The following is a 16,701-nucleotide window of genomic DNA, read 5'->3' as shown; positions in this document are numbered from 1 at the left end:
TGTTCTGGTGGGGTGGGGTCCGGCTCGGGTGGGCTCCGGTCCGGGTGGGTCCGGCCGCCGGGGGTCAGATCCGGTGGGGTCAGATGCGGTGGAGTCAGATGCGGTCGGGGGCGCTGATGCCGAGCAGGCGCAGGCCGTCCGCGAGCACGATCCCCGCCGCGTCGGTGAGGCGGAGCCGGGCCGCGTGGACGGCCGAGGGTTTCTCGTCGCCCTTCGGCAGGACCGGGCACTCGTCGTGGAACCGGGCGAAGGCGTCGGCGAGGCGTTCCAGGTGCCGGGCGACCCGGTCGGGGCCGCGGCGGCGGGCGGCGCTCTCCACCACGCGGGGGAAGTCGGCGATCAGGCCGAGGAGTTCGGTCTCCGCGGGGTGGTGCGGCAGGCCGGGCGGGCCCGGTGGCGCCGTCGCGGACCCGTCGCCGTCGACGAAGGTGCCGCTCGTACCGCTTCCTTCGACCGTACACGGGTCCGCTTCACCGTACGGGTCGTCGTACGGGGCCGGGCCGTCGGACGGCATGCCCAGGTCGCGGGCGTTGCGGAGGAGGGCGCGGGTGCGGGCGTGGGCGTAGCGGACGCGGAAGAGCGGGTTGGCCTCGGTCTGGGCGAGCAGGGCGGCGCGGGCGGCGGCGTCCAGGCGCGGGGGGTCCTCGGCGGGCGGGCGGAGCAGGGCCCAGCGGGTGGCGTCGGGGCCGAGGAGGGTTTGGAGGGCGGCGTACGTGAGGGGGGTGGGTGCGCCGTCGGTGGGCGGTTCGGCCACGTCCAGGGGCTCGGGCGGGGTGCCGGGGTGGGCGCCCGCGGCCCGCAGCAAGCCGTTCACCACTTCGGCGACGAGCGTGCCCCGTACGGTGCCGGGGGCCGCGGCCACGGTGGCGTGCAGGTCGGCGAGGCCGTCGCCGTACCCGTACCGCTCGCGCTGCTCGCGGACCCGGTGGACCACGACATCGTACGCGCGCGAGCTGAGCGTGATGTTCAGGAAGCCGGCGCCGGCGATCTGCACGTCGGCGATGCCCGGTTCGCGGGTGAGGCGGCGGCGCAGGATCTCCGCGACCTCCCGCGGGGTGCGGCCGGCCGGGCCGGCGAGCTGGAGTGCCACGTTCGTGGCGTAGTCGCCGCAGCCGGGGCGGGGCGGGCGCTGCACCACCACCTTCTCGGGGACCGCCACGGCCAGCTCGGCCGCGTCGACGGCACGGCGCACCGTGGTCAGGACGGCGCGGGACAGCTCGGCGGGGGTCACGGGAAGAGCGTAGGCGAGGGTGGGGGTGGGGCGGCGAGCGGGTTTACGGGGTGGGGCTCACGGGGCGGGTGCGGTTTCGGGGTCCTTCGGCGGGGCGGGGTCCGTGGGGGAGGTCGGGTCCTTCGGCGGGGCGGGTGGGCGCGGGCCGCGCCGGACCAGCCTGCGTACGGTCTCCACGAGCACCGCGGGCTCGAACGGCTTCGCCAGATACGCGTCGACCCCGCCCGGACCGCCGGCCGCCTCCGGGAGGCCGCCGGCGCTGACCATCACGATGCCCACCTGGCGGGTCCGCGGGTCCGCCCGCAGCCGGCCCGCCGTCCGCACCCCGTCGAGGCGGGGCATCACCACGTCGAGGGTCACCACGTCCGGCTGCACCGAATGCACGATCTCCAGGCACTCGGCACCATCGGCCGCGGTCACCACCTCGAAGCCCTCCAGCTCCAGGTTGACCCTGATCAGCTGCCGGATGACCCTGTTGTCGTCGACAACGAGCACCCGGCCGGACGCGCCCGCCACACCCGGAATCGTAGGCGCCCCCTCGCGACGCGTCCGCGTTTTGCCCACTTCTTCCCCGCCAGGGGTGAACCCTCCCCCGGGCCCCGCCCGACCTCCCACCCCCACCCCGAAACCCCGTCACGCCCACCCTCCCCAACCTGCTAATGTTCTTCCCGTCGCCCCCGTAGCTCAGGGGATAGAGCAACGGCCTCCGGAGCCGTGTGCGCAGGTTCGAATCCTGCCGGGGGCACACTGTGCAAGTGTGCCAAGACCCCGCCGCCAGCCACCTCGCTGCGTGCGGGGTCTTCGTCTGTGTGCGGCCAGATGCGGCTCGCGGCAGCCGTCTGACGGTGATCACGTTGTAATAGCGTGTTGATCTTGAAGGGCTTCGCAGGGGACCGGAGAGCGTCTCACGGACTTCCGACGCACGCAGGTAACGCCGGAAGCCACGTCGCCCACGAGGCGATGAGTCAGCGGTGGACGTCCAGGTGGAGAAGATCTGGAGAGCAGGCCGATCGGGGGTGCGTCGGCTGCGGGAGTGCCGCCGCTCCACTGCGGCAGACGATCAGCACGGCGCAACGGCGTGTTTGCGGGACACCGAACTCCTCTGCATTCAATACTCCGTGCACGACCGAGCAGCCCTCGGCGGGGAGCGCTTTCCCTATTTCCTCCAGGCTGGCAAGGCGGTTCCGCTTGCTCCAGCACGACGGTTTCGTAGGGTCGTCCGGATTCCACGGCAGCAAGGGCCCATCGCAGCGGTCCCAATATCAGACTCGTACGCGGGTCGTCCATGTCAGCCAAGCATGCCGAGATGTTCTCCCGATGCACTACCCGTTGAACAAGGTGCTGCACAGTCGCTAGAGCGCGCCGCCTCCCACCATGACCAGCGACGGAAAACCTGGCACGGCGGTCCAGCCACCAGGACGTTCGCATGCGGGAAGTCGACCGGGGAGAACTTACGGACGTCTCCTTCCACGGTTGCTAGCCCTGCGGCGCGACGTCTAGCACAAGCATGCCGATCCCCTTCGATAGCAACGGCCGGCACACCCAGGCTCACCGCCCCCTTCGCGTTGCTTACGAACCGGACACTCCCGCCTCCACTGGCCCGCGCCGAGCCTCGGACCCACCCGGTGAGTACAGCGTATAATCAATAGATGACTTCAGAGAAACTAGCAAATATCTTGAGCTCCGTGGCAAAAAGGATGCGCGCCGACTTTGAGCAGTCGCAGAACTTCAATCATAACGGCGAGGCCGGAACGTCGCGCGAGGTGCTCATCCAGCAGTTTCTTTCTGGATATCTGCCAACTCACGTTGAAGCAGTGCACAACGCAGAAGTCATCGCAACGAATGGCGATGTATCGCCACAGTCGGACATTGTCCTTATCGACCGCGGAACTCCGCCATTCACCACCCTTCAGGGCTTCCGTATCATTCCAAACGAATGCGTATACGGCGTGGTTGAGGTGAAGACCAAGCTCGACGGAGCGCAACTGCTGGACGCTTGCGGCAAGATCGGCCGGATGCGCAAGATGCCCAAGACGGCATACCGCCCCATTTCTGGGGTCATCGTCCGATCCACTAAGGCGTATGGCCAGACGCATGACTTCTTTCCAACATCCGGAATGATTGTGGCGTTTGACAGCCTCAAGTTGGAGACCATCGGGGCTCATCTTGTAGATTGGTGCCGGACCCGCAATCCCATTGAATGGCCGGACAGTGTGTGGGTCGCGGGAAAGGGGCATCTGCAATGGGGAGACCCTCGCACGGGCTCACTCTTCAGGTCTCCGGTGGCTGGCGCTTCGCTATTCCAGATCGACGCCGAACCCGAGCAAGATATCCTGCTGGCGCTGGCGCTTCACCTCAACATCCACTTCTCTGATGCCTGGATGAATCCGCTCGACCTCATCCCCTATGCGGGAGCCGCGCCGTTGGGGCACATCGCCAACCATTGGACGATTTAGAAAATGGCGCAAACTATCTCTACACCGCTAGAATCGTGGCGACGGAGAGATAGTTTGCACCCGTGGTCAACCTAGGAAGCGACCGGTTTAACGAAATGGCCATCGTCGGATCGATACACCACCTGGACATCATAGCGATCGAGCAGCGTGTACATGTCGGGCGTGGGGGCTGCCGGCAACAGGATTACGCGCTTAGGCTCGCCCTCATGTTCGGACGTCTTAATGTAACGGCTGTAGTCCAGGATCTGACCTAGGGCCATTCGGATGTCCTCTCGGGAATTCGAGCCCTTTGCCTCATACAGAACGTGATCCGTTGCATCGTACAGGTCGGTGCGAAGCGTTGAGGTGAGGCCCTTTACCTTAATCTGGAACGCACCGGTCTTGTGGCCAGCAGACTCCAAGTGGGCTTGGTAAGCCTGCGTCAATTCGGCCTCATGTCGGACGGCGATCGTCGCGGCTGTGGCGGCACGGATACTCAGCTTGGTACCGAAAGCCTCAGGAACGACGAAAGTACCACTGGTTTCCGCGTTGGGAGTGGCCTTTCGTCCGGAGGTCCCCTTGCGAACGCGCTGCTTAGGAAGCGGCAGAGCGCCGGTCGTTGCCGGTTCGGACTGGAACATCGCCGCGGTAACAGCTTGGTAGGCTACGAACTCGGCCGTGGTCTCTTCGGCGGGAGGGATCACGTCCTGCGCTACGTGCTGAACAGTCCCATCGGGACGCAGCCGGAACACGATGACGCTGCGGTCCTGACCATCTTCGCCATGGACTCGGCGCCAGACGTACGGCTGCATGCCGTCCAGCGTGAACGTCCCTAGGTATCGGTGCGTCTTTTTACCGCTTCCAGGAATCTTTCCCACGCGGGTGAACACGCGAAGTACCCGGCCCTGCTCTGCATGTCGCAGGATCGCCCGGTTACCTGAGCCGGCGGTTCCGTCAAAGGTCTGGTCACCGGATTTGCCTGCCCCGGTGTACTCGAAGACCGGCCCCAGGTCGTCTTGCTCAGCCAACCAGCCGTCGTAGTAGCCCGCTTGCTCGCCCACGTCAGGGTCAGAGTAGAGGTTGACGCTGTTCTTGTGGCCAGAAGGACAGATCCCTCCCTGAGGGCTTCCTCCGAACACGGCACGGATCTTCGCGCGCGTATGTACGTCACCGGGGTTGATCACTTCGACGCTTGCGGTCATGAACAGACCCTAGATCACCCCACTGACAGTCCAACCAGCCCTGTATTGAAGCGCACGCGCGCCCCTGGCTGGCGCACTCGCCGCTGGCTGGGGTGCAGGCGGCCCCGTAGCCGGCCCGGAGTCGACGTCATCGATCACCCGCCTCCGGCCGACGTGGCGTGAATGTGCATCCTGGGCACCATGGCCAACTCCGAAGGCCCATAGGTGAAGGTGCACTTCGGACGTGAGGTTGAGGACAACTGACCTCCCGCCGGGCGGAGAGCCTGTGGGCCGTCGACCAGGGCGACGGCACCCGGTGGGCCGTCGAAGTGGTTCGGCGATCGGAGAACTGCACCATCCGCTTCATCGTGCTGCGCGATCGCGGTTCAGGAGCCGCACGACAGAGCGTGATCAACGCGTTCAAGGGGCTCGGCGTCGACGGCGAGGGGAGTCGCCACCGCCGCCGCTGAGTCCCCGCTGCTGTACTGCATGGGAGCGTCCGAGCTTCGTCATCTGCGCGGCCTCAGAACGCGCCCCAATCGCGCCGACTGCCGTTTGTCCGGATGGTCTCCACCCGTCGTACGAACTCCTCAGCGGCTCGCGGCTCAGCCGCCGCCTTCCCGCCCAGCCACAGCGTCATCATCAACTCGCGGAGGCTGGCCAGCACTTGGTAGCCGGGCCAGTTCATGATGTCGAAGCCGTAGTGGTGGACGAACGACTCGTGCTCCGCGCGGGTGTGTTACCCGAACCGGTCGTAGAACAGCGCCGTCTGGATCAGGTCCCACTCGCGGGGTGCCAGGGCGAAGCCGTCGAGGTCGATCAGTACCGCCTGGCCGGCGCGGTCTCGCAGCACGTTGCCGATGTTCGCGTCACCGTGGATCAACCCGAAGGGGAGCACGAAGTCGAGGCGGCCATACGCCTGAGCCAACTCGGCGGTGAGGTCGGCCAGGAACGCGATATCCCCGGGGTCGACGCCCGCACCGAGCTGCCGCACCGACCCCCGCACCCTCGCCACCGGATCGAAGTACGGCAACCCCAGCGACTCCGGTTCCTCCAACCAGTGCACCCGTTTCAGCGGGTCCGCCAACTCCGGCAGCGTGGCGCGCTCCTCCGTGAACGCCTCCCCCACGCCGCCGCCACCCGCCACGTCCACCGCCCCTTGACCACCGCTCTCCATGCCCCGACGGCGCGCAGGCGCGACCCACCCCCCGTTCTCGCCGGACAGCTCGGAACCGCTGCTTCTACGCGCCCGACACCCGCCATGCGCTTGCCGCACTTCGTTCACACCGGTCGCGTGTCTCCCCCGGCAACGGGCCATCCCCGCAGGCGCGGGGAGCACGCCGTGGCGGTGAGCGCCGAGGACGACGAGGCGGGGCCATCCCCGCAGGCGCGGGGAGCACACCGTCGCCGAGTGGTCCGCGAACGACCTGTCGGGGCCATCCCCGCGGGCGCGGGGAGCACTTTCTGACCTGGGACTCTATCGGCCGATGGGGTCGGATTTTGCAACTTCCGCCACTCGGGCATACCGAACAAAACGGCCTCGCACTTCCACATCGCTCCGCTGCGCGTCGGCCTCACGAGACGCGGCTCGCGCAACGCGCCCGCGAAGGTCGGCACTTGAACAACTCGCACCTACGTCGTAGGGGCGTAATGATCACGCCTCCACCGTCGCTCGATCCCAACTCCGCCCTGATCAGGGCCATTCAACGAGTAACCGCTCCCCCGGCCTCCGGAGTCGTGTTCGCAGGTTCGAATCCTGCCGGGGGCACTTCCGGAGAAGCCTGTTGACCTGTGGAAACGCGAGCCTGACGGGCTTTTACTTTGCCTGAAGAGGTCCCGCGTCCTGACCGTTGTCGTTTCAGTCACCGAGCTTCGGCCGCAGCCCAGTGACCTGCCACTTCTTACCTGGTGACCATGTCGGCCGAGGTGCCTGAACGCCCCTTCGTCCAGCCTGGTGGGCCATGCGTGGGCCACCGAGAGCATCAATTGCCGCTCCCCGCGTGGCGTAGGCCTCTGACCAGCAAATACAGGGTGTCGCACCCTACTGACGTCCTGTTAGACACACGGTCCGGTGGACCGGCGAGGACCTGCGCGTTCATGCCGTGCTTCCAGGAGCACGAATGCCTTCGACGATGCTGTCCGCATCGCCTCCGCGAGGGTCGGCGCGAGGGCGGCCAGGACCTCGACGGCCTCGGTGATGTACCGGTACGCGGTCGTGGTCCGATGCCGAACCCCGCCGCGAGTTGGGCATACGGGTGGCCGTTGCGGAGATGGGCAAGGGCGCGGAGCGCCTGACGGTCAGCGCTCCGGCGTCGCCAGCGGGTGCCGAGCTCCCGGCGCCGCCGCCGCACCTTGGCGGACAGGAAACGCAAGGCAGAACTGGACACGTCGACGCCCGACGGGCAGACAAGCACACGAAGCCTCTGGTGGAGACGGATTTCTTGGTCGAAAACCCATCTACCAGGGGCTTCACCCGTCTGTCAGCCCAACTGACCATTCCGCCAGACAGGATGGAAAAGGCTCACGGCAGGAAAGGTCGGTCAGGGTTGCCGTAAGTCGGCAATGAAGCGGCGTGCCTCGCTGTGTCAGGATTTCGTCAAGTGGGGGATCGGCGACAGTGACCGGAGACGGCGCGCATGGGCTGGCCGATCACAAGGGAGTCACAAGGGAGGGGGGTGGCGTGGGGCTGCGGCACGCGGCGGGCGGGCGACGGCGGCACAGCACGATCGGCGCCGTACAGGCCGCGTTGGCCGTGCTGGTGGTGGGCGGGGTCGCCCTGGGAGCACTGCTGCTGCACCCCGACACGGGCCTGTTGGCCAAGGGCCGCGGGCCGCTCGGCGGCAACCCCGTCCTCGTGGTCGGCCTCGCCCTGCTGTCGCTCCTCGGCGGCTTCGCGCTGCGCGAGAAGTACCGAGAGCAGGTAGGCGCAAACCGGGAACTCAACCCGGTGGAACAGCGGGTGGTTGACGGCGTGAGCCGCGTCCTGCTGGCCGCGACACTGGTCGTCCCGCTCCTCATCCTGGTCCTGCACCGGTTCGGTTCGTCCGGCAGCCATGAGACCGGCCAGGGGCACGGCCGCGAATCGTCACCGTTTCCCAGCCCGCAACCAGACCCGGCACCCACCCCGCTACCCCCACGGCATGCCGGGCACGCGGGCCACAGCATGCACTTCGGGCTGACGCGCATCCTGCTCGGCCTCGGCATCGCCCTGCTTGTCGCGGTCGTCGTGATCGCCGGGCTGCGTTTGGGGCGGTATGTGCCCCGGCCACCAGCGGCAGAGGCCCCGGCGACGTACGCGACGCTCGACGACGAGCAGGAACGCCTGGTCCAGGCCGTGGACTCCGGGCGCCGTGCCCTGCTGGACGGAGCCGACGCCCGCGCTGCCGTCATCGCCTGCTATGCCGCCATGGAGGAGTCGCTCGCCGACTCCGGGGTGGCCCGGCGCGCCTCGGACAGCCCGCAGGACCTGCTGGAGCGGGCCGTCGCCAACGGCCTGCCCACAGGGGCGGCCGCCGCCGCGCTCACCACCCTGTTCCGCGAGGCCCGTTACTCCACGCACCCGATGGACGGCAGCCACCGCGACCGTGCCGCGGCCGCGCTCGCCGAGATCGCCCACAGCCTGCGCTCGCGGACGCCTGGACCCGAAGCCGTGGTGGATACCCCGTGAAGGCGCCCACCTGGATACGGACCCTCGTCAACTCCGTGCCGTCAAGGCCCGGTTCGGTGCGCCACTCGCTGTCCGTGCTGGGCACCGTCGCGGTCGCGGCCGAAGTGCTGCTCGCCCTGGCCGACGGTGCCGCCGCGGCCGCCACCGGCCTCGCCCTCATCACCGCGGTGGCGCTGGCCCTGGGGCGCTATGCCGCGGGCGGCGCCGCCCAGGACAGCGGCTATCGCAGGCCGGTGCGCCTGCTGGGCAGCCGGGCCCCGGCCCTCGGCGGGTGGCAGCGCATCGTTGCCAAGGCCCTCGCGGACGACGGCGAAGCGCACCTCGACACCCAGCTGCGGCCGCAGTTGCAGCGGCTGTTCGCCGCCCGGCTGGCCGAACGGCACGGCGTGGCGATGTACCGGAACCCGCAACGGGCCCGGGCGCTGGTCGGAGCTGAGCTGTGGCCGTGGATCGATCCCGAGGCGACCGCTCCGCAGCCCACTCTTCCCGAACCCGTCCTGCGCGCCCTGCTCGACTGCCTGGAAGCCCTGTGACCGCTAGCGCCGCAACCGACCCCGCAGCCCGCGCGCCCCGACCCCACCCCGTGAGGAACCGACCGTGACCACCCTCCGACCCACCCCGGAACACGACACCCTGACTCCCCGGCAGGCGGGCGAAAGGGCTGCGGCCGTGCTCGACGAGATCCGCACGGCCGTGGTCGGCAAGGCGGAACCACTGGCGCTGGTGATGCTCGGCATCCTCGCCGGCGGCCATGTCCTCATCGAGGACCTGCCGGGACTCGGGAAGACGCTTCTGGCACGCTCCTTCGCTACCGCTCTGGGCCTGGACTTCCGCCGCATCCAGTTCACCCCGGACCTGCTGCCCTCCGACGTCACCGGAGCTCCGTTCTACGACCAACGGACCGCCGACATGGTCTTCCGGCCCGGACCGGTGTTCACCCACCTGCTGCTCGCCGACGAGATCAACCGCACCCCGCCCAAGACCCAGGCCGCGCTGCTGGAGGCGATGGCCGAGTCCCAGGTGTCCGTCGACGGAAACACCCGGCCGCTGCCGGAGCCCTTCGTGGTCGTCGCCACCGCCAACCCCATCGAGTACGAGGGCACGTACACCCTGCCCGAGGCCCAGCTCGACCGGTTCCTGCTGCGGGTCCGTATGGGCTATCTGGCGGCGTCGGAGGAGGTGGGCATGTTGCGCGCGCGTGTCGATCGGGCGGCGCCCGAGGCAGTGCTGCGCACGCTGAGCGGTCCGGGCGAGGTGCTGGCCATGCGGGCCGCCGTCGAACGCGTCGAGGTGGACGACGACCTGCTGGAGTACGTCGTCGCCCTGGTCGGCGCCACCCGGGCCCACCCGCACATCCAGGTCGGCGCCTCTCCGCGCGGCGGCCTGGCCCTGGTGCAGCTCGCCCGCGCCCGTGCCGTCCTGGACCTGCGGGACTACGTGACCCCGGAGGACGTCAAGTCCGTGGCGGTGCCGGCCCTGGCACACCGCGTCACCCTCAAGCCGGAACTGTGGGTCCGGCAGATCGACGGCGACGACGTGATGCGCGAGATCGTGCAATCCGTGCCCGCCCCGCAGACCATGCCGCGCACTCCGATCGCGTCATGACGGATCCAGTGCCGGCCCGCGGAGCGGCCGCCGCTGTCCGGCGGGCCCTGGACGGCCGCCACGACGGGACCGCCGAACCCCCGCCGCCTCCGCCGCCCGGCTGGCGCGTCGGTGAACGCGTCCTACGGCTCGGCACGTTGGCCGTGGTCGCGCTGGCCGCCGCGCTGGTCACCGGACGCCCCTGGGTACTTGCTCTCGCGGCCGCACCCCTGGCGCTGATCGCCCTCACGCTGCCGAGCGGGCCGCGTCCGGAGGCGGTGACGGCCGAGGCGGAGGTGGAGCCGCGGCGGTGCTTCGAGGGCGAGCAGCTCAGGGTGCGGATCACGGTGTCCTACGACGGTGAGTCCGGCCGCCTGGACCCTGGCGTCACCCTCGGCCACGGGGTCGGGCTCGACCACCTCGCGGTCGGCCCGCACCGCGTCGATCTCGTCCTGACCGCGCAACGCTGGGGCCGCTGGACGCTCGGCACGGTCGACGTCGACGTCTACGACCGCGGCGGGCTGGCCCGGCGCACCGTGCGGGCCGAACTCGGTGAGGTCGCCGTCTTCCCCCTGCCCGGACACGCCGGCCTCACGCCCATCCCGGTCCGGCTGCCGCAACGGCTCGGCGAGCACACCGCCGTGCAGCGCGGCGAGGGCGTCGAGGTCACCGGCGTGCACCCGTATGTGCGCGGCGAACGTCAGCGGCGGGTCCACTGGCCGGCCACCACCCGTCGCGGCGCCCTGCAGGTCCACCAGTTCGCCGCGGAGCGCACCGCCGACACCGTGGTGCTCCTGGACGTGCTCGCCGACGTGGTCGACCCGGTCAGCGGCACGTCCTCGCTCGACGAGACCTTCCGGACCGCTGCCGGGCTGGTCCGCGCCTACCTGCGTACCCACGACCGGGTCGGCGTCGTGTCGGTGGGTGGAGCGACCCGCTGGCTGCAACCGGGCAGCGGCCAGGGGTACTTCTACCGCATCGTCGAGAGCGTGCTGGAGGTCCGCAAGGACCGCGCGTACCGCACGGAGGGACTCAGCCTGCTCCCACCGCCCGCGTTGCCCGAGGGAGCTCTGGTGTACGTCATCACGCCGCTGACCGACCAGCGGATTCTCGACATCCTGCACCAAGTGCGCGCACGGGCCAACCCGACGGTCGTGGTCGAGATCCCCACCGGCGACCCAGTCGTGGCACCCGGCGACACCGAGGGCGAACTCGCGCTGCGGCTATGGCGGGCCGACCGCGACGCCATGCGCTTCGCCTTGGTGGAACGCGGCATCGCGGTCGTCACCCACCGACCGGGCGAAACCCTCGACCTCGCCCTTGCGCCGCTGCTACGCACCCGCATCCACGGGGGGACCCGATGACCGCCGTCCCCGCCCGGCCAGGCTCGCACCCGCCCGGCAGCCGAGCCGCCCAGCTCCTCGGACGCCTCACCTCCCGCATCACCGACCGGTTGCTCGGAACCGCCCTTGCCGTTGCCGCCTGCGATCCGCCGGCCGCCCTGCACGCACCGCTGCCGGTCAGGGCGCTGGTGGTCGGAGCGGCAGCGGCCGCGTGGTGGGCAGCTCCGATGGTCGACGCCCGCCCCGTCCTGACCTCCATGCGCTGGCGGACCATCGCGGCCCGCCGCAGGACGACTGTGCTGCCGGCCGCGGCCATCGCGGTCGCCGCGGCCACCAACCCCGCAGTCTGGCTCGTCGTCTGCATCGCCGCCCTGCTGCTCGCCTACCTGCTCGTCACCGACGCCTGGACGGTTGGTGTCACCGCCCCGCCCGGCCGCCCGCAGGCGACACCCGCACTGGCGGCCGCCGCCGCGACCGCAGTGGTACTGCTCGCCGCCCAAGCGCCGGTCGCGGGCACCTCATGGGCACGTCTGCCCGCCTCACTCGCCATCGCCGCGACCGCGGTTTGCCTGGTACTGGCCCTGGGCGCCCGTCGCAGCCGCCCGGCTGACCGCCGAGACCACTGACGGGTTTGCCGCCTATCTCGGCGGCACCCCAAAGACCGCCAAGTGGGGCCGAATCCCACTGAGCCTCTTCCAACCTGCCGGTGACGGTGTGCAGTTGGGGTGACAACGTGGCGGTCAGGTGTCCCGGAGGGATCTCACCTCCGGGCTCCCACAGATCCCGGCGTGACAGCACGCCGCGCCGGGGAAGGCAGGGGCGTGCGGGCCGGGGGGAGGGAGATTCCGTCGAGCAGCAGGGTCAGGAGACGCTCCCAACCGGAGTACGACCGGCTGTCGATGGCGGCGGACATGCCGCACAGGGCCATGCCGAGGTCCTGCGCGGTGACGTCGGCCCGGATCGTTCCGTCCGCCTGCGCCCGCGCCAGGGTCGCGTCCAGCTTTTCGAGGAAGGTCCGCAGCGCCGCCGACACCTCGGCGGCGTCCGTATGGGCCGGATCGGCCATCGCCGCCCGTGCGCCGGCGTTCGCCTCCAGGAAGCGCAACACCTCCCGCAGCGCTTCGGTGAGCGCCGCCCGCCCGGATTCGTTCGCGTCCACCACCCTCTGCACGGTGAGCGCCATACTGTCGAAGCTGTCCGCGATCAGTTCTGCCGCAAGGGCGGCCTTGGTGGGGAAATGCCGGTAGACGGTGCCGAGCCCCACCCCGGCGCGCGCCGCCACCTCGTCCATCTGCGTTCCGAGCCCGGACGCGGCGAACACCTCCCGCGCCGCCGTGAGGATGCGCTCTCGGTTACGCCGCGCGTCCGCCCGCGACGAGGCTGCCGCCTTCAGCGGGCGGACAGGCGGGTCAGCAGGCATGTTTGACACTCTACCCGGACGGTTCCTAGGCTAGAAACGGAAGTGGAAGTCCGCTTCAGATCGGAGTCAGGGATGTCATTCTCGACGGGGTCGGCGTGGTCGGCTTCCGAGCTGGTCACCCGCGCGGACAAGGTGCCCAGCGTGTGGGCCTGGGGCGGACGATGGAGTCCACTGGTCTCCTCGGACGACGCCGGCGGGAGCTACTCGATCCTGGAGCAGACGATGCCGGCGCAGGCCGGACCTCCGCCGCACGTCCACGAGCACAACGACGAGGTCTTCTACATCCTCGATGGCGAGGTCCGTCTCCAGATCGACCACGACGTCGCCATCGGCACGGCAGGGGACCTCGTGCGGATACCACGCGGGGTGCCGCACGGGTTCGCGGTGAAGAGCGACACCGCGCGTTTTCTCAACCTCTACGTCCCCGGCGCCCTCGACGTCGTCATCTCGGCACTCGGGACCCCCGCGGCCGGGCCGGGCCTACCGGCCGACGGTACGGAGCGGTCGCCGGGCCCGGAGCAGGTCGCCGCGCTCGGCAGGCGGTTGGAGGAACTGGCCGCCCAGAAGTGGACGGGGCAGCAGGACCTGCTGGCCGCGTTCCGGCCCGCCTCCGGCGGTCTCGGCGTCAGCGGTCCCGACGGGCGCTGAGGTCCCGTATCAGCGCCTCATCACCCCCGGTCCGCCTCCTACCTCAGGAGGGCGGCAACGTCCTCGCATGACGTTGCCGCAGGCCGGACGCTCCTCGGCGATGCCCGCGCGCCCCGCAACTCGTGAGCCGGGGGTTTCGGAGTTCGCCGGCGAACCGGCGTTCACGATGCCGACGAGCGGACGACGAGGGGGCGACGATCTCCGGCCGGTACGGGTGCGGGCTCCGCGTCGAGGGGCCCTCGTCTGGCGTGGCGGTCATCCGGCCGGCCCGGGCCCCGCGGGGTCAGGCGCTCAGGGCGACCGACCCCGCCAGCACGGCGACGATCACCGCCAGGCTGACCAGGGAGGGGATCTCCGGCACGCTGTGGCTGATCGTCTTGTGCGCGGCCTGGAGGACCAGCTTCACCGCGATGAACGCCAGGATGACCGCCAGGCCCTTGCTCAGGTGGTGGAAGCGGTCCAGCAGCCCGGCCAGCATGAAGTACAGCGCGCGCAGGCCGAGGATGGCGAAGGCGTTGCTGCTGTAGACGATGAACGGGTCGTCGCTGACCGCCAGCACCGCGGGCACGCTGTCCACCGCGAACACCAGGTCGGCCGCCTCGATGGCGACGACCACCGCGAGCAGCGGCGTGGCGACGCGCCGGCCCGCCTCCCGGACCAGGAACCTCGCCCCGCTGTACTCCTCGCGGACCGGGACGACCTTGCCCAGCAGCCGCACGGCCAGGCTGCGCCCCGGGTCGAACTCCTCGTCCTCGCCCCGCAGGATCTTGTAGACGCTGTACAGCAGGATGGCCGCGAAGACGAACAGCACCGCGGAGAACCGGGTGACCACCGCCACGCCCGCCGCCAGGAAGAGCCCGCGGAAGACCAGCGCGCCCAGGACGCCGAAGAACAGCACCCGGTGCTGGTAGGGGCGCGGCACCTTGAAGTAGCCGAAGATCAGGGCGAAGACGAACAGGTTGTCGACCGACAGGCTCTTCTCCAGCAGCCAGGCGGTGGTGTACTCCACGCCCGCCGTGGTGCCAAGCACGCCGAAGACGAGGCCGGCGAAGACGACCGCGAGGCCGACCCAGAACCCGCTCCACAGCGCGGCCTCCCGGAAGCCGATCACCTGCGTGTCGCGGTGGGCCAGCAGGTCGACGGCCAGGGACCCGATCACGACGGCGGCGAACGCGAGCCACAGCCACAGCGGTACGTCGGGCACCTGGCCCTCCTCGGGCACGGCGGGGACACGGACACGGGCTTCCGTCTCCGCCCAAGCCTGGCCGACCCGGCCGCCGCTGTCCGCAGACGCGGCCGGACCGGCCGCCGGGCCGCCGGGCCGCCGGCACCGGGGCCGTCCCAACACGGCGTCCATCCGCGGTAGTTCCGTGACGTTTCTGCGGTGAACGGTCTAACCCGTACGAGTGACCAAAGGCTTGCCCATCTATGCATCAAGTGTGGGCACAGGAAAGGTATGGGTTTGGCAATGAAGCCGTGCCGTGTACGACGGCCTCACCTGCCCTCCGGCAGGCGCCTTTCACCCCCACGAGGAGTCACGATGAAGTTGAAGTACGGAAGCAAACTGCGCGAGGACATCGCCGCGCCGGGCACGACCCCCCTGATCGGCGTCTACGACATGTACTCGGCGTCGCTGGCCGCAGAGCACTTCGACGGCATGTTCGTCTCGGGCTTCGGGTTCGCCGCGTCGTACTACGGGCTGCCCGACATCGGGTTCATCGCGTGGCCGGACATGGTGGCCTTCGTGCAGCGGCTGCGCGGCGCCTTCCCCCGCCACCACCTCCTCGTGGACATCGACGACGGCTACGTGGACCCGGAGGTGGCCTGCCACGTCGTGGAGGGCCTGGAGCGGATCGGCGCCTCGGGCGTGATCCTGGAGGACCAGAAGCGGCCGCGCCGCTGCGGCCACGCCGACGGCAAGCAGGTCCTCCCGCTGGAGGAGTACCTGGAGAAGCTGGAGATGGTGCTCGCGACCCGCCGGGACCTGGTCGTGGTGGCGCGCACGGACGCGACGGAGGAGGAGGACATCCTGCTCCGGGCCGAGCGGCTGGCCGCCACGGACGCCGACGTCGTCCTGGTGGACGGCGTCCGCAGCGTGGAGTGGATGCGGCGAATCCGCGCGGCGGTCGGCGACAAGCCGCTGCTGTTCAACCAGATCGCCGGCGGCAAGTCGCCCCGGTTGTCGCTGGGCGAACTCACCGAACTCGGCATGGACGTGGCGATCTACAGCACCCCGTGCCTGTTCGCCGCGCACGCCGCGATGGAGTCGGCACTGCTCGAACTCAAGGCCACCGACGGCCGTCTGCCCGCCGTGGACCCCGCGCAGGGGATCGGTGTGGCGGCGTCCACGAAGCTGCTGGAGCGGAACATCGCCCGCCACCACCCGGAGCCCGAGACGGTCGGCGCGTGAGCTGCCTGCCGCGTCCGGCCGCGGGCGGGACGACGGGGGAAGGGCGGGTTCCCCGATGAGCGCGGACTTCCCACGGGCCCGGGCCCGGGCCCGGGCGGTGCTGCTGCTGACCGCGGCGGCGCTGGGCTGCGCCGCGGCGCCGGCGGTGGCCGACGGGAGCCTGGTCACGGTCCTGGACAACTCCCACTCCGACTCGATCCTGGAGGTGGACCGGACGGCCAACCTCCAGACCGGCCACGGCGACGCCGGCAGCGACCACGACGGCAGCGCGGTCGACGCCCTGGAGGTCCTCTTCGGCGCGGGCGGCCAGGGTGAGGACGGTGACGACTGAGCCGACCGGCGGAAGACGGTAGGCGTCCGCGCGGGTCCTCCGGAGTTCCCGTCACCGGGTGCTCCGGGCCCTTCGGCCACCGGGCGATCCGGGTGCTCCGGGTCGGCCCGGGGCTCCGGGGCTCCGGGGCTCCGGGGGATCGCGTACGGCGCCGGGCGGTCGCGCGGCGGTGTACGTGGCCGCCCGACGGCTTCGAAATTCCCCCGTCCCTCCTGCGAGAAGCCTCCGAGCTGTACGGCAACGTCATCATGGGCCCTCCGCGCTGACCCGCGCGCGACGCACCACCCCGATCACCGCCCACGGCTCCGGACCCGCCCGCCGGTTCCGCCACCGTCCAAAGTGGCGTACCAGGCACCGCTCGGCCCCGTTCGGACGGCTCGTGACACCAGGGCGAAGGACGTCGCCGTTCGCCCCCATCACCCTGAGATCGGTCAGGATCGGGGCGGGCCGC

General features: G+C 70.2%; 16 protein-coding genes, 1 tRNA gene and 1 pseudogene. 10 read left to right on the top strand and 8 right to left on the bottom strand.

The window, feature by feature from the left end:
- Nucleotides 1-94: 94 nt before the first annotated feature.
- Both nrtL and AC3EVP_RS12100 read right to left on the bottom strand, forming a co-directional pair.
- Nucleotides 95-1,231 (bottom strand): ArgS-related anticodon-binding protein NrtL, encoded by a 1,137-nt coding sequence (gene nrtL / locus AC3EVP_RS12105; RefSeq protein WP_435129115.1) that lies wholly within the window; start codon nucleotides 1,229-1,231, stop codon nucleotides 95-97.
- 57 nt (nucleotides 1,232-1,288) lie between these two features.
- Nucleotides 1,289-1,747: a response regulator gene (locus AC3EVP_RS12100; RefSeq protein WP_435129112.1), complete on the bottom strand. Its 459-nt coding sequence runs from the start codon at nucleotides 1,745-1,747 to the stop codon at nucleotides 1,289-1,291.
- A 157-nt stretch (nucleotides 1,748-1,904) separates the two neighbouring features.
- Between AC3EVP_RS12100 and AC3EVP_RS12095 the strand changes: the two genes are divergently transcribed.
- Nucleotides 1,905-1,976, top strand: a tRNA-Arg gene (locus AC3EVP_RS12095).
- Nucleotides 1,977-2,519: 543 nt separating this feature from the next.
- On the opposite strand, the gene AC3EVP_RS12090 is transcribed toward AC3EVP_RS12095, so the two are convergent.
- A complete protein-coding gene (locus tag AC3EVP_RS12090) occupies nucleotides 2,520-2,771 on the bottom strand; it encodes a DNA cytosine methyltransferase (protein WP_435129419.1) in 252 nt (83 codons plus the stop codon).
- A 109-nt stretch (nucleotides 2,772-2,880) separates the two neighbouring features.
- On the opposite strand from AC3EVP_RS12090, the gene AC3EVP_RS12085 reads away from it, so the two are divergent.
- Nucleotides 2,881-3,687 carry a DUF6602 domain-containing protein gene (locus tag AC3EVP_RS12085; protein WP_435129109.1) on the top strand — a complete coding sequence of 269 codons (807 nt, stop codon included), beginning with the start codon at nucleotides 2,881-2,883 and terminating at the stop codon, nucleotides 3,685-3,687.
- 71 nt (nucleotides 3,688-3,758) lie between these two features.
- Here the strand turns inward: AC3EVP_RS12085 and AC3EVP_RS12080 are convergent, their stop codons facing one another.
- The 3 genes and pseudogenes from AC3EVP_RS12080 to AC3EVP_RS12070 form a co-directional block, all read right to left on the bottom strand.
- On the bottom strand, nucleotides 3,759-4,868 hold the full coding sequence (locus AC3EVP_RS12080) for an SRA domain-containing endonuclease (protein WP_435129106.1): 1,110 nt from the start codon (nucleotides 4,866-4,868) through the stop codon (nucleotides 3,759-3,761).
- A gap of 718 nt (nucleotides 4,869-5,586) precedes the next feature.
- Nucleotides 5,587-6,024 (bottom strand): phosphotransferase family protein, encoded by a 438-nt coding sequence (locus AC3EVP_RS12075; protein WP_435129103.1) that lies wholly within the window; start codon nucleotides 6,022-6,024, stop codon nucleotides 5,587-5,589.
- Nucleotides 6,025-6,953: 929 nt separating this feature from the next.
- Nucleotides 6,954-7,261: pseudogene (locus AC3EVP_RS12070) on the bottom strand (helix-turn-helix domain-containing protein); the annotation flags it as partial.
- Between the two features lie 266 nt (nucleotides 7,262-7,527).
- On the opposite strand from AC3EVP_RS12070, the gene AC3EVP_RS12065 reads away from it, so the two are divergent.
- The 5 genes from AC3EVP_RS12065 (at nucleotide 7,528) to AC3EVP_RS12045 (ending at nucleotide 12,067) form a co-directional block, all read left to right on the top strand.
- Complete coding sequence (locus AC3EVP_RS12065) at nucleotides 7,528-8,514, top strand: DUF4129 domain-containing protein (protein WP_435129100.1); 987 nt, start codon at nucleotides 7,528-7,530, stop codon at nucleotides 8,512-8,514.
- Nucleotides 8,511-9,047 carry a hypothetical protein gene (locus tag AC3EVP_RS12060; RefSeq protein WP_435129097.1) on the top strand — a complete coding sequence of 179 codons (537 nt, stop codon included), beginning with the start codon at nucleotides 8,511-8,513 and terminating at the stop codon, nucleotides 9,045-9,047. Before AC3EVP_RS12065 ends, AC3EVP_RS12060 begins: the two co-directional genes overlap by 4 nt.
- A 64-nt stretch (nucleotides 9,048-9,111) precedes the next feature.
- Nucleotides 9,112-10,119: an AAA family ATPase gene (locus AC3EVP_RS12055; protein ID WP_435129094.1), complete on the top strand. Its 1,008-nt coding sequence runs from the start codon at nucleotides 9,112-9,114 to the stop codon at nucleotides 10,117-10,119.
- Nucleotides 10,116-11,462 (top strand): DUF58 domain-containing protein, encoded by a 1,347-nt coding sequence (locus tag AC3EVP_RS12050; RefSeq protein ID WP_435129091.1) that lies wholly within the window; start codon nucleotides 10,116-10,118, stop codon nucleotides 11,460-11,462. Before AC3EVP_RS12055 ends, AC3EVP_RS12050 begins: the two co-directional genes overlap by 4 nt.
- Complete coding sequence (locus tag AC3EVP_RS12045) at nucleotides 11,459-12,067, top strand: hypothetical protein (RefSeq protein WP_435129088.1); 609 nt, start codon at nucleotides 11,459-11,461, stop codon at nucleotides 12,065-12,067. Before AC3EVP_RS12050 ends, AC3EVP_RS12045 begins: the two co-directional genes overlap by 4 nt.
- A 134-nt stretch (nucleotides 12,068-12,201) precedes the next feature.
- On the opposite strand, the gene AC3EVP_RS12040 is transcribed toward AC3EVP_RS12045, so the two are convergent.
- Nucleotides 12,202-12,861: a TetR/AcrR family transcriptional regulator gene (locus tag AC3EVP_RS12040; protein WP_435129085.1), complete on the bottom strand. Its 660-nt coding sequence runs from the start codon at nucleotides 12,859-12,861 to the stop codon at nucleotides 12,202-12,204.
- A gap of 72 nt (nucleotides 12,862-12,933) precedes the next feature.
- Here AC3EVP_RS12040 and AC3EVP_RS12035 point away from each other — a divergent pair, with 72 nt between their 5' ends.
- On the top strand, nucleotides 12,934-13,509 hold the full coding sequence (locus AC3EVP_RS12035) for a cupin domain-containing protein (RefSeq protein WP_435129082.1): 576 nt from the start codon (nucleotides 12,934-12,936) through the stop codon (nucleotides 13,507-13,509).
- A 283-nt stretch (nucleotides 13,510-13,792) separates the two neighbouring features.
- On the opposite strand, the gene AC3EVP_RS12030 is transcribed toward AC3EVP_RS12035, so the two are convergent.
- Nucleotides 13,793-14,713 (bottom strand): TerC family protein, encoded by a 921-nt coding sequence (locus tag AC3EVP_RS12030; RefSeq protein WP_335974842.1) that lies wholly within the window; start codon nucleotides 14,711-14,713, stop codon nucleotides 13,793-13,795.
- A gap of 342 nt (nucleotides 14,714-15,055) precedes the next feature.
- Between AC3EVP_RS12030 and AC3EVP_RS12025 the strand changes: the two genes are divergently transcribed.
- Nucleotides 15,056-15,919: an isocitrate lyase/PEP mutase family protein gene (locus tag AC3EVP_RS12025; protein WP_335975259.1), complete on the top strand. Its 864-nt coding sequence runs from the start codon at nucleotides 15,056-15,058 to the stop codon at nucleotides 15,917-15,919.
- 55 nt (nucleotides 15,920-15,974) lie between these two features.
- Complete coding sequence (locus AC3EVP_RS12020; protein WP_435129078.1) at nucleotides 15,975-16,250, top strand: hypothetical protein; 276 nt, start codon at nucleotides 15,975-15,977, stop codon at nucleotides 16,248-16,250.
- Nucleotides 16,251-16,701 lie beyond the last annotated feature (451 nt).

It is taken from the genome of Actinacidiphila sp. bgisy144, from assembly GCF_057708105.1.
The sequence above is the reverse complement of the archived record's forward strand: the minus strand, read 5'-3'. Positions and strand labels throughout refer to the sequence as shown.

Excerpts from the sequence above, each read along its gene's own strand:
- AC3EVP_RS12035 (WP_435129082.1), top strand. The coding sequence starts at position 12,934 with ATGTCATTCTCGACGGGGTCGGCGTGGTCGGCTTCCGAGCTGGTCACC.
- AC3EVP_RS12040 (WP_435129085.1), bottom strand. The coding sequence starts at position 12,861 with ATGCCTGCTGACCCGCCTGTCCGCCCGCTGAAGGCGGCAGCCTCGTCG.
- AC3EVP_RS12020 (WP_435129078.1), top strand. The coding sequence starts at position 15,975 with ATGAGCGCGGACTTCCCACGGGCCCGGGCCCGGGCCCGGGCGGTGCTG.
- AC3EVP_RS12045 (WP_435129088.1), top strand. The coding sequence starts at position 11,459 with ATGACCGCCGTCCCCGCCCGGCCAGGCTCGCACCCGCCCGGCAGCCGA.
- AC3EVP_RS12050 (WP_435129091.1), top strand. The coding sequence starts at position 10,116 with ATGACGGATCCAGTGCCGGCCCGCGGAGCGGCCGCCGCTGTCCGGCGG.
- AC3EVP_RS12080 (WP_435129106.1), bottom strand. The coding sequence starts at position 4,868 with ATGACCGCAAGCGTCGAAGTGATCAACCCCGGTGACGTACATACGCGC.
- AC3EVP_RS12075 (WP_435129103.1), bottom strand. The coding sequence starts at position 6,024 with ATGGAGAGCGGTGGTCAAGGGGCGGTGGACGTGGCGGGTGGCGGCGGC.
- AC3EVP_RS12085 (WP_435129109.1), top strand. The coding sequence starts at position 2,881 with ATGACTTCAGAGAAACTAGCAAATATCTTGAGCTCCGTGGCAAAAAGG.